The sequence below is a fragment of the Nostoc sp. genome, from assembly GCF_036918015.1.
GTDB lineage: Bacteria > Cyanobacteriota > Cyanobacteriia > Cyanobacteriales > Nostocaceae > Nostoc.
On the sequence record NZ_JBALEO010000082.1, the window covers coordinates 114,769 to 126,372 of the forward strand.

Here is an 11,604-nt window from a genome sequence, read left to right on the forward strand (position 1 = left end):
TTTTTTGCGGAATCGTACAGTTGGAAAGCCACTAGATTTAGATATAGTGGAATAAATCTGAATTCAGATGAATTTCCCAAAATTAAAGTCAATAATCCACAGAAGAAGCAGGCAAATATTATTTCAATATATTGCTAGTGGCTCTACTTGACTTGTTTGAGGTTATGCCGAATTAAAGGTTAACCCATCTACAGAATTTACTCAAATGAATGGTGTTGTTTAAAAACATTACCAGTCAGTAATAAGCGTTAGCTTTTGATTGAAAGCTAATTTTGTCCTGTCTTTTATCTGAAAGGGTAAAGAGCATGGTTGCTTGCTGGCATTCATTAGGGTAAATCGCAATTATTACCGAAATCTCACAATCTTTATAATTGGAATAAGGGCAACACAATGAATAAAGTTCAAGCATCATTTGAAGCTACTGAAGCTGCGTTTCACGTGCAAGGTTACGAAAAAATCGATTTTAGTCTTGTCTATGTGAACGGTGCATTTGATATTGAAAACAGAGAAATTGCAGATAGCTACGCAAAATTTGGTCGCTGTCTGACTGTAATTGATGCCAATGTTCATGAACTTTATGGCGATCAGATCAGGTCATATTTTAAACACTATGACATTGAACTGACAGTATTTCCGATCATCATTACAGAGCCAGCTAAAACCCTCGCAACCTTTGAAAAAATTGTTGACGCTTTTTCGGACTTCGGCTTAGTTCGTAAAGAACCAGTCTTAGTTGTTGGTGGTGGTTTAGTTACTGATGTAGCTGGGTTTGCTTGCGCTTCTTACCGTCGCAAGAGCAACTATATTCGCATTCCTACCACATTGATTGGTTTGATCGATGCAGGTGTGGCGATTAAGGTAGCAGTTAATCATCGCAAGTTGAAAAATCGCTTGGGAGCATATCATGCACCTTTGAAAGTGATCCTAGATTTCTCATTCTTGAAAACCTTGCCAACGGCTCAAGTTCGCAATGGGATGGCAGAGTTGGTAAAAATTGCGGTAGTTTCTAACTCTGAAGTCTTTGAACTGCTATACGAATATGGCGAAGAACTGCTTTCCACTCACTTTGGACACGTGAATGCGACACCAGAAATTAAAGAGATTGCTCATAAAGTCAACTATGAGGCAATCAAAACTATGTTGGAGTTAGAGACTCCTAACTTGCATGAACTAGACCTCGATCGCGTCATCGCTTACGGTCATACTTGGAGTCCTACCTTAGAATTAGCACCTCAGATACCTCTATATCATGGTCATGCGGTCAATATAGATATGGCTTTGTCTGCAACCATTGCAGCACAACGCGGCTATATTCCCACAGGAGAGCGCGATCGCATCCTAGACTTGATGAGTCGTATCGGTTTATCACTCGATCATCCTCTACTAGATGGGGATTTGCTCTGGGATGCTACCCAATCTATAAGCTTGACACGAGATGGAAAGCTACGTGCAGCTATGCCTTGTCCCATTGGTGAGTGCTTCTTTGCCAACGATTTGACTCGTGAAGAACTTGATGCGGCCCTAGCTGAACACAAACGTCTTTGTGCTAAATATCCTCGTGGCGGCAAAGGTGTTGACGCATACATTGAAAGTCAAGAAGCCAAGTTAGTGGGGGTGTGAAAATATGACCAGTGTTTTAGGACGAGAAACAGCTAGACCGATAACGCCACACAGTATCTTAGTAGCCCAGCTACAGCAAACTCTCAAATTAGCAGAAGAAAACAACATTCCCGTAGAGATATTAGATTCTTTGCGGCAGGCAGTTCAATTAGCGGCGGGTTTAGATCCTTACTTGGATGATTACACCACGCCCGAATCGAGCGCATTGACAGCATTAGCGCGAAAAACAAGCCTTGAAGACTGGAGCAAACGCTTCAGCGATGGGGAAACAGTGCGTCAACTAGAGCACGAGATGCTCTCAGGACATCTGGAAGGACAGACATTGAAAATGTTTGTTCATATCACCAAAGCAAAGCGCATTCTAGAAGTAGGAATGTTCACAGGGTATTCAGCTTTAGCAATGGCAGAAGCATTACCAAGTGATGGACAACTTATCGGTTGCGAAGTAGATCCCTACGTTGCTGAATTTGCTCAAGCTTGCTTTAGTGAGTCTCCCCACGGCGAAAAAATCGTTGTGGAAGTAGCACCTGCCCTAGAGACACTCCACAAGCTGGCTGCCAGAAAAGAAGTATTCGATCTGATCTTCATTGATGCGGATAAAAAAGAGTATGTAGAGTACTTCCAAACCATTTTGGATAGTAACTTACTGACTCCCGACGGTTTAATCTGTGTGGATAACACTTTGTTGCAGGGACAAGTTTACTTACCATCAGAACAACGCACCGCCAACGGTGAAGCGATCGCTCAATTCAACCGTATTGTCGCCGCCGATCCTCGTGTAGAGCAAGTTTTATTACCCATCCGAGATGGTGTAACGCTAATTAGACGCGTGGTGTAATGAAGTTTGTAGAGATGTTGCAATGCAACGTCTCTACAATAGACCTCTTGCATAAGTCGAATACACCCCCCTTAATCCCCCCGATATATTGGGGGGAAACTTGAAATCTTGCCCCCTCCCCAATACATACGGGGAGGGTTGGGGAGGGGTGATTCAAGGATTTTTGCAAGAGGTCTAATAAACACAAAGGAAAAAATTATGGCACAATCAATTTCTTTATCTCTGCCTCAATCTCCAACCTCATCAACGGGTGTTAGCATAAAGGTAGTAGCTCTATTCAAGACTCTCGGTACTCTGACATTATTACTAATAGCATTGCCGTTCAATGCTTTGATAGTATTGATATCTTTGCTGTGGGGCATTGTGCGTTGGGCCCCGCCCCGCCGTAGGCGTTCGCCGTTTACGAAAAAAGCTGTCGTAGCTGCTCATCCTCAAACTATCTTGGTAAGTGGAGCCAAGATGACTAAAGCATTGCAACTTGCTCGCTCCTTCCATGCCGCAGGGCACAGAGTTATTTTGATTGAAGGTAACAAATACTGGTTGTCTGGTCATAGATTCTCAAAAGCGGTGAGTCGTTTTTATACAGTTCCGGCTCCGCAAGAAGATCCAGAAGGCTATATCCAGGCGCTAGTAGAAATCGTCAAACGAGAAAAGGTTGACGTTTATGTACCTGTATGCAGTCCTGTCGCTAGCTATTATGACTCTTTAGCAAAGCCTGTATTATCAGAATACTGCGAAGTTTTCCACTTCGATCCAGATATAACCAAGATGTTGGATGATAAATTTGCCTTTACCGATCGGGCGCGATCGCTTGGCTTATCTGTCCCCAAATCGTTTAAAATCACAGATCCTCAACAAGTTATCAATTTCGATTTTAGTCAAGAAACCCGCAAATATATTCTTAAAAGTATTGATTACGACTCCGTTCGCCGTTTAAATTTAACCAAACTTCCCTGCGACACCCCAGAGAAGACAGCAGCCTTTGTCAACAGTTTACCCATAAGTCCAGAAAATCCTTGGATTATGCAAGAGTTTATTCCTGGTAAGGAATTATGCACACATAGTACAGTCCGGGATGGGGAATTAAGATTGCATTGTTGTTCAAACTCTTCTGCGTTTCAAATCAACTATGAAAACGTCGAAAATCCCCAAATCCGTCAATGGGTGCAACACTTCGTCAAGAGTTTGGCGCTAACTGGGCAAGTTTCTTTCGACTTTATCCAAGCTGAAGACGGTACAGTTTACGCCATTGAATGCAATCCCCGTACCCATTCGGCAATTACAATGTTCTACAATCACCCTGGCGTTGCAGATGCTTATCTGGGTAAAACTCCCCTAGCTGCACCTCTGGAACCCCTAGCAAGTAGCAAGCCCACTTACTTCCTATATCACGAAATCTGGCGACTAACTGGTATTCGTTCCTGGAAACAATTGCAAACATCGGTTAATACCCTATTGCGGGGCACTGATGCTATTTATAGTCTTGATGACCCCATACCATTTTTGACTTTGCATCATTGGCAGATTCCCTTGCTTTTGCTGAAGAATCTGCAACAACTCAAAGGATGGGTAAAAATAGACTTCAATATTGGCAAACTGGTGGAATTAGGTGGCGATTAAATAATTCGTAATTCGTAATTCGTAATTCGTAACTGAAGAATAATTCAGCAGATCATAGCCCCCTCTTCGCTTGCGGGGAGGGGTTGGGGGTGGGGTTCTTATAGCCCACTCAACTGAGAACCGCCACATAAATTCTAATACTATATAGGAAGATGAATAATGTCAGTACTTCGTATCCTTCATTTAGTTGGGTCTGCATATAATGATTTTTACTGTGATTTGTCACGCCTTTATGCCCAAGACTGTCTCGCGGCAACGGCAGATCGATCGCACTATGACTTTCAGATTGCATACATCACACCCGATCGCCAGTGGCGATTTCCTCCTTCCCTCAGCCCGGAAGACATTGCTGATAACAAACCGATGACTCTGTTTGATGCCATAGAGTTTATAACAGCCCAAAACATTGACCTCGTGTTACCACAAATGTTTTGTATTCCTGGAATGACTCACTACCGCGCCCTATTCGACCTGCTGAAGATCCCTTATGTAGGCAATACTCCAGATATCATGGCGATCACAGCACACAAAGGCAGAGCTAAAGCAATTGTTGAAGCCGCAGGGGTAAAAGTGCCTCGTGGAGAACTGCTTCGCCAAGGAGACGTTCCGACAATTACACCTCCAGCGATCGTTAAACCTGTAAGTTCCGATAACTCTTTAGGGATGGCCTTAGTCAAAGATGTTACTGATTATGACACGGCTTTGAAGCAAGCATTTGAATATGCTTCGGAGGTCATTGTAGAAGAATTTATCGAACTCGGTCGAGAAGTCAGATGCGGTATCATTGTCAGAGATGGGGAACTAATGGGTTTACCCCTTGAAGAATATCTGTTAGACCCCCATTCCAAACCCATCCGCAACCATGCTGATAAACTCCAACAAACGGACGATGGCAACTTGGGTTTTGCTGCTAAAGATAATAAGAAGTCTTGGATTGTAGACCCTAACGACCCGATTACCGAAAAGGTTCAGCAAGTTGCTAAGAAGTGTCATCAGGCTTTGGGTTGTCGTCATTACAGTTTATTTGACTTCCGCATCGACCCAAAGGGAGAACCTTGGTTTTTAGAAGCCGGGTTGTATTGTTCTTTTGCACCCAAAAGTGTAATTTCCTCTATGGCAAAAGCAGCGGGAATCCCTTTAAATGAGTTATTAATCACGGCTATCAATGAAACTTTGGGCAGTAATAAAAAGGTGTTGCAGAATTAATCGTGAATTTCTCAGCATAGGTTTTCCTGCTTGTAGTGGGTGAGAGAGCGATCGCTAATTAAGAGTCGGTTGAGACTGCGATCGCTTCTCTACGAAACGCTGCACCTAGCTGTAGGGGTACGCCAAGAGCTTTCTGCATAGATTTGGGAATTATAACTAATTAGCCGGACATGATATTACTCTAACGTTTGTAAACCAAGAAACCCGCGATCGCATCCAAAAGTGCTTCAGGCTCATCTGCGCGGATTAAATGACTGCTATTCTCAAAAATTCTCAAATCTGCATTAGGAATTGCCTGAGCAATTTCTTCAGAAAATTCTGGGGCGCAAATCCAGTCATGCCGACCTGCAATCACTAAAGTAGGTGCGTTAATTTTGTGTAACTGGTCAAGAATATTGTAGTTGCGGAGGAAACCGCCAAAAGCAACATTAATCGCATCAACTGAGAGAATATTCCGCTGCCAAGCAATGGCTGAGGTGGTGGGATTATATTTTAGCGAATACATTGATCCCAACACTTGAAAATACTGTCTTAGCTGTTCTTCATTTTCAAAGTTTCCATCCCAAAGCCGTTGAGCGCTTGTTTTTTGTTCTTCAGTTCCCTTTGATGCGAGGATTTCCTTAGCCCGTTCTAAAAAGCCACTATGGGCTGCCGTGGCAATCACAATCAGATGAGAGACATTCTGAGGATAGCGGACTGCATAAGTCAGAGCCACCATACCACCGTAAGAACCGCCAATCACAACGATTTTGTCCAGACCAAGGTGTTGGCGCAACGCTTCCATATCTTCAACATTATTGTCTAGAGTATAGGTTTCTTTAGGTCCACGAGCAGACCTTCCTTGACCGCGATGGTCAAAATAGACTAGTTGAAGTTTTTGGCTTAAAGTCGAGAAGGTTGGTTTGAAGGAAGTATGATCTGCACCAGGCCCACCGTGAATTAGAAAGGCCACAGGTTTAGAGCAGATGCTCGCGCCATCCACTACTAATGCAGAACCTTCCACATCAAAGAAAATCTCTGTATCTCTTATTTTCGCTCGCATTTTCGGGATTGTATAAAATTACGTGATTTATGCCTAATTATGAATGAGGTTAGCGCAGCGGGACGTAGCCCATTATGAATTAGTAATTATTTGGTTAAGTAGGTGGATCTAAATAAATATAAGATAGTTCATCATTGCGTTCGCCCTTGGCGTTCCCGTTGGCGCAGCCTCTCCAAGAGTTGGGTAGGAAGTGAAGCAATCGCAAAGACTGAGATTGCCACGCTTCACTTCGTTCCGCTCGCAATGACATCTTATATTTAATTGCGTCTGCTTACTTAACTGTCTCTCAAGCATTTTTTCTTAATCAATTCATAATTTACCAATCTAGCGACCTAGTAACCAAAAAAACTGGTAAAAAATCACAGATTAGCACTTATAACTGACTGTTACCAACGACTGCGCCGTTACTGACTAAATTTTGTCAGATTTTTACCAACTTATATGGTAAAAATCTAAAAACCTGGTAATAATAGTGCATCGGGTGTTTTTTAGTACCAACAACTTTAGTAATCAAGTTGGTCTAATAGTATTTGAGGTGTGAGGTTAATGTCTGTTTTTTTACATAATTCATTGTTGATTGCTCCAATCTTATTAGCAGTTAGTCTGATCAATGCTCAAGGTGCATCAGCTATTCCAGCAGATATGCAGACTATTCAGTTACAGGCAAAAGAAGGTGTGGTTGCTCAAACAGATAATCAAGCTGTTTTGACTGCACCTATCGACGTTACTTTATCTGACCAGAGCCAGCAGTTCAACGATCGCAGCAGCAAAAATCCGAACTCAGTCATGAGTCAGGTTACTTCAGTCTCTCAACTATCTGATGTACAACCTACAGATTGGGCTTTCCAGGCTTTACAATCTTTAGTTGAGCGCTACGGTTGTATAGCTGGATATCCTAATGGCAGCTTCCAAGGAAATCGGGCAATGACTCGTTATGAGTTTGCCGCAGGTCTTAACGCTTGTCTGAATCGGGTTAATGAATTGATTGCTACTAGCACAGCAGATTTAGTCACAAAAGAAGACTTAGAAACCTTGCGAAAATTGCAAGAAGAATTCGCTGATGGACTAGTTGAAATACGCGGACGGATAGATGGGTTGGAAGCTCGTAATGCAAATCTGGAAAATCAACAATTTTCGACTACTACCAAGTTAAATGCAGAAATAATTTTCTCGGTTGGGAGTGTGTTTGGTGGGGATAGAGCGCTAGATTCCGATCGCTGGAGAAGAATTGAAGCAGCTCCTGCGGGTACAGCTAGAGAGGCTGCAAGAGCTAACGAGTATACAGCATCGGGTGGACGAAGGCTTCAGGACAATGCGATTTTCAGCGATCGCATCCGCTTGAATCTAATTAGTAGCTTCACTGGCAAAGACCAGTTATTTACCCGTTTAGAAGCGAACAACACCACAGCTTTTAGTGGGGCAGTCACAGGTACAAACATGACCCGTGTATCGTGGGACGGGAACAACGACAACACTATTGTACTAGGCAAATTATATTATCGCTTCCCGGTAGGTGACAAAATCAATGTGATTGTTGATGCTATTGGTGGGGAGTTTTACGACAACTTCAACACTATTAACCCTTTGTTGTCCTCAACCCCGATTGGATCTCTTTCGCGGTTTGGTCGATTCTCCCCTATTTACCGCGCCAGTAACACAGGTTCTGCTAGTAATACAGGTTCAGGAGTCAGCGCCATCTTTAAATTGAGCGACGCGATTACTTTATCTGGAGGTTATCTTGCTAGAAGAGCTAACGATCCCAGTGCTGGTGCAGGTCTATTTGACGGTAGTTATGGTGCTTTAGCTCAATTAGCATTCCAGCCCAACCAAAACTTAACTTTTGCTTTGAGCTATGCACACTCTTACTTTACTGGTAGTAATAATGATGTTTCCGTTTCGGGAGCTTATGGTAGCGCTTTCGCTAATACCCCATTTGGTGCTGGTATTGCCACTTCAGCCAATCATTATGGGATAGAAACCAGCACGCCATAATTAAATCATCAGACGTAATTATTGCCGTAGGCTAAAGTAATTATTGAGATTCTATTAAGGGGGGCAATCAAACTGCCCCCTGTAAAGTGATTGGGTAGGTAACTCTGTACTACAACTTTCCTATCAATAATATGTAGATAAGCTAAACCAAAGCTATTTAGTCTATTAGCCACATCACCAAATATCTGCATAGGATTGCGATCGCACGCTTCCGATGTCCCAAGATTTTGATAAACTGCTGTACTGGTGATTGTTCCAAGTATTCTTTGAGAATCACCAAGTCGTATCGCGCACTAGAAGGGGAATAAATCCCAACCCAAAGGCAGTAGTTATAGATGCCGTACTGATTCCTGCATCAGCCATTCCTGTATATCTCACCAGAAAGCAATATACCTCAAAGACCCCACAGCTTTGCTGTAGGGTTTATTTCATTGGGCATTCAACCCAGGACAAAGAGCAACAATCGCTATATTTGCACATAGCTCTCTTAATGGTGCCTGGAATAAATACCAACTTTACAGGTACTAAATTAGAAAAGTGTATAGACAAATACAATACTTGCTACCAACTAGGTGGTAGATTTTACGACTGATAAAGAGATAAAAAGCGATGAACTTAACACCCAGTGAGTTAGAACGCTATCACCGCCAAATGATGCTTCCCAATTTTGGAGAAGCAGCACAAAAGCGCTTGAAGTCCGCAACGGTTTTGGTTACAGGTGTAGGGGGATTAGGCGGTACATCAGCGCTTTATTTGGCAGTAGCGGGTGTTGGGCGGCTAATCCTAGTTCGGGGTGGTGACTTACGGCTAGATGATATGAATCGTCAGGTTCTGATGACAAATGATTGGGTAGGTAAGCCAAGAGTATTCAAAGCCAGAGAAACTCTGCAAGCTATTAATCCTGATATTCGAGTGGAAGCAGTTCATGATTACGTTACAAAAGAGAACGTAGACTCTTTAGTGCAATCTGCTGATATAGCTGTTGATTGCGCCCACAATTTCACAGAGCGGAACTTGCTCAATCAGGCTTGCGTGCGCTGGCAAAAACCAATGGTGGAAGTTGCAATGGACGGAATGGAAGCTTACCTGACGACGATTATTCCTGGTGTCACTCCTTGTCTATCATGCTTGTTCCCAGAAAAGCCAGATTGGAATCAGCGTGGGTTTGCGGTTATCGGTGCTGTTTCTGGGACACTAGCTTGTCTTAGTGCATTAGAAGTAATAAAGCTGATTACTAAGTTTAGTCAACCCCTATTGTCACAACTGCTGACAATCGACTTGATGCGAATGGAATTTGCCAAACGACATTCTTATCACGATCCTTCTTGTCTGGTGTGTGGTAGTAGTTCTTGCTCGGAAAATTCGTAAATAGTTGTATAGTCGTAGCGATCGCTCTATAAGCAGATCGCCACAACTTATCTACTCATTTCGAGCTATTCTGTAGCAATTATGACATCCGACGCTTTAATCATAGCGATCGCTTGTTTTCCCTCTTGAAGTTGGAGATGCTCTACCGAAATCAGACGGGTTTTCAGAAATATTTTGGTTTCAAAGGAGAAGCAGGAGCAGATAATATGACGATATTTCTCACATTACTAACGTAACGACCTCCAGCTTTGTCACCTGGAACTACTAAACGAGCAAATCCTTCATCTATTAAAGGCACGACTTTACCATCACTACCTTTTTTTTCATATGCAACTAGCACTGTTTTCCCTTCAAAGTTAGGTTGAATTTCACCAATAGCTACGACTGCACCATAGCAATCTGTGGCATCAACTAGAACATATTGCCTCAGAAAAGAGTTTTTAGAATTCACCCCAGAATTCCCAGATTTTAGACCACCTCCGGCTTTCGGATTATTAATCAATTCCCATAGGGGAACTCCATAGTATGTTTCTGTTCGTGGCCCTGAGCCTGTTTGAAAGCTGACAGTGATTTCAGTAACTAATGCTGGATTTTGTTTTTTTAAAGCATCTCGCAAATTCTTCAGGTTTTGCAAGTTATACGTGGTTGGATTATTGAGTTCTCCACCCAAGCGAAAACTTGCTGAAAACCCTCCAAGACACTTATTTTTATCCCAGAGAGAAGGTGTTTTTTCTTCTCGACCCCAGGGAAGATTGCTCCTGGAGTCAGCTAAAGTAGGCTGCCATATAACCAGTATCGATAGTATTAAAGACGCAATGGGTAACTGGCGGGTAAAACGCATAAAACATTTCTCCGTTTACTATTGAATATTGAAACAATTAGATAGTTTTGCTCAAAGCTGTTTGCTCAACAAAAATTAGTATGGTTATTGCCAAAATTGAGCAATTTGACAATATATCCTGTTAGATAAAAAGAAAATCGGTTCTATGGTTAAACTTTCAACTCCTTACAGAACGCTACTAAATAGCTAGTTTTTAATAACTCATATTAAAAACTAATGAATCTTGACGCCAAAGTTAGTCGCAAACCTCTTGTTAGATTTGCGTTTTTCCAAATGGATAAGTGTATCTGTGTAATCTAATTAAGATAATACCAACTTATTGAGGAGAATACCAACTAATATAGTAATCAAACACGAACAAAATTAATTTTTATTTCTTTTTAAAATAGTTCAGCTTAATATTGTAGAGAAACTAAGCTGTCGTTATTTTCCTTATAAATAGGTAACTATCAAGTTAATAAACTCTTTAAATCTCGTCTACCTTGAGAACCGTAGTTTTGTAGGTTGGGTGCAGCGATCGCGTAACCCAACATAAAATTTGGTGGTAATGTTGGGTTGCGTTTCACTCCACACAACCTACATAAATATATCTTTTAAAAAACTCTAGGTTTCAACATAGATGAGGTTTATCTTTAGTAGCGCAAATGGTCATCGGATCGCGGGTAGAAAACTCGATTTCACCAGGTTGTTTGCCAATGCAAAGTCCGTAGGTTGTCAAATCTAGGTAAGGAACATCTTCCTGAATTAACCTAGCGATACAAAAGGCAGTTAGCAGAGTATAGAGTATTCAAAATTGTCATAAAACCACAAGCGTTTCGGCTTTTCTTAGTGCCATTCGCCCTTAACCAAAGTTTGTTTCCCCGTCGCTCAATGGATACTTTTATGGATGCGGATCGAAGTTTGCTATTGGCTTCCGCTACTTTGGCATCTATGTCTGGCACTAAAATTGTGACTACTCAGTTGGCATACTTTGATGTATTTTGCAGCAATTCTCATTTTGAAATAAATAGAGTATTAACCCCCATTTTGAAATTCCCAAAGTAGTATAAAAGAACTAGTTTTTCAGGGAGAGGCGAT

At 42.0% G+C, this 11,604-nt stretch carries 10 protein-coding genes and 1 pseudogene; 6 read left to right on the forward strand and 5 right to left on the reverse strand.

The genetic code is table 11. The features are described from left to right. Window positions 1–390: 390 nt before the first annotated feature. The 4 genes from V7K61_RS23995 to V7K61_RS24010 all read left to right on the forward strand — a co-directional run bounded on the left by V7K61_RS23995 (window position 391) and on the right by V7K61_RS24010 (window position 5,284). Window positions 391–1,620: a sedoheptulose 7-phosphate cyclase gene (locus tag V7K61_RS23995; RefSeq protein WP_335057148.1), complete on the forward strand. Its 1,230-nt coding sequence runs from the start codon at window positions 391–393 to the stop codon at window positions 1,618–1,620. Window positions 1,621–1,624: 4 nt separating this feature from the next. After that, entirely contained in the window at window positions 1,625–2,458 is an 834-nt protein-coding gene (locus V7K61_RS24000; protein ID WP_335057150.1) for an O-methyltransferase, read from the forward strand. 198 nt (window positions 2,459–2,656) lie between these two features. Beyond that, window positions 2,657–4,078 (forward strand): ATP-grasp domain-containing protein, encoded by a 1,422-nt coding sequence (locus V7K61_RS24005; protein WP_335057152.1) that lies wholly within the window; start codon window positions 2,657–2,659, stop codon window positions 4,076–4,078. 159 nt (window positions 4,079–4,237) lie between these two features. Then, on the forward strand, window positions 4,238–5,284 hold the full coding sequence (locus tag V7K61_RS24010) for a D-alanine--D-alanine ligase family protein (RefSeq protein WP_335057154.1): 1,047 nt from the start codon (window positions 4,238–4,240) through the stop codon (window positions 5,282–5,284). Between the two features lie 181 nt (window positions 5,285–5,465). On the opposite strand, the gene V7K61_RS24015 is transcribed toward V7K61_RS24010, so the two are convergent. Both V7K61_RS24015 and V7K61_RS24020 read right to left on the reverse strand, forming a co-directional pair. Continuing rightward, window positions 5,466–6,326: an alpha/beta fold hydrolase gene (locus tag V7K61_RS24015; protein WP_335057156.1), complete on the reverse strand. Its 861-nt coding sequence runs from the start codon at window positions 6,324–6,326 to the stop codon at window positions 5,466–5,468. Between the two features lie 94 nt (window positions 6,327–6,420). After that, complete coding sequence (locus V7K61_RS24020; RefSeq protein ID WP_335057158.1) at window positions 6,421–6,576, reverse strand: hypothetical protein; 156 nt, start codon at window positions 6,574–6,576, stop codon at window positions 6,421–6,423. Window positions 6,577–6,872: 296 nt separating this feature from the next. On the opposite strand from V7K61_RS24020, the gene V7K61_RS24025 reads away from it, so the two are divergent. After that, a complete protein-coding gene (locus V7K61_RS24025) occupies window positions 6,873–8,318 on the forward strand; it encodes an iron uptake porin (protein WP_335057160.1) in 1,446 nt (481 codons plus the stop codon). Window positions 8,319–8,475: 157 nt separating this feature from the next. Here V7K61_RS24025 and V7K61_RS24030 read toward each other — a convergent pair. Further along, window positions 8,476–8,687 (reverse strand): annotated as a pseudogene (locus V7K61_RS24030) (substrate-binding domain-containing protein); the annotation flags it as partial. 240 nt (window positions 8,688–8,927) lie between these two features. On the opposite strand from V7K61_RS24030, the gene V7K61_RS24035 reads away from it, so the two are divergent. After that, window positions 8,928–9,686, forward strand: a complete 759-nt coding sequence (locus V7K61_RS24035; RefSeq protein WP_335057162.1) for a HesA/MoeB/ThiF family protein — start codon at window positions 8,928–8,930, stop codon at window positions 9,684–9,686. 65 nt (window positions 9,687–9,751) lie between these two features. Here V7K61_RS24035 and V7K61_RS34220 read toward each other — a convergent pair whose 3' ends face one another. Both V7K61_RS34220 and V7K61_RS24040 read right to left on the reverse strand, forming a co-directional pair. After that, the gene (locus V7K61_RS34220) at window positions 9,752–9,892 is read right to left on the reverse strand and encodes a TOBE domain-containing protein (protein ID WP_442936359.1); all 141 of its coding nucleotides are present in this window, start codon (window positions 9,890–9,892) and stop codon (window positions 9,752–9,754) included. Continuing rightward, complete coding sequence (locus V7K61_RS24040; protein ID WP_335057164.1) at window positions 9,850–10,527, reverse strand: hypothetical protein; 678 nt, start codon at window positions 10,525–10,527, stop codon at window positions 9,850–9,852. Before V7K61_RS24040 ends, V7K61_RS34220 begins: the two co-directional genes overlap by 43 nt. Window positions 10,528–11,604 lie beyond the last annotated feature (1,077 nt).

Coding starts and splice junctions, on each gene's coding strand:
- V7K61_RS24015 (WP_335057156.1), bottom strand. CDS start 6,326: ATGCGAGCGAAAATAAGAGATACAGAGATTTTCTTTGATGTGGAAGGT.
- V7K61_RS24025 (WP_335057160.1), top strand. CDS start 6,873: ATGTCTGTTTTTTTACATAATTCATTGTTGATTGCTCCAATCTTATTA.
- V7K61_RS24040 (WP_335057164.1), bottom strand. CDS start 10,527: ATGCGTTTTACCCGCCAGTTACCCATTGCGTCTTTAATACTATCGATA.
- V7K61_RS24005 (WP_335057152.1), top strand. CDS start 2,657: ATGGCACAATCAATTTCTTTATCTCTGCCTCAATCTCCAACCTCATCA.
- V7K61_RS24000 (WP_335057150.1), top strand. CDS start 1,625: ATGACCAGTGTTTTAGGACGAGAAACAGCTAGACCGATAACGCCACAC.
- V7K61_RS24035 (WP_335057162.1), top strand. CDS start 8,928: ATGAACTTAACACCCAGTGAGTTAGAACGCTATCACCGCCAAATGATG.
- V7K61_RS24020 (WP_335057158.1), bottom strand. CDS start 6,576: ATGTCATTGCGAGCGGAACGAAGTGAAGCGTGGCAATCTCAGTCTTTG.
- V7K61_RS24010 (WP_335057154.1), top strand. CDS start 4,238: ATGTCAGTACTTCGTATCCTTCATTTAGTTGGGTCTGCATATAATGAT.
- V7K61_RS23995 (WP_335057148.1), top strand. CDS start 391: ATGAATAAAGTTCAAGCATCATTTGAAGCTACTGAAGCTGCGTTTCAC.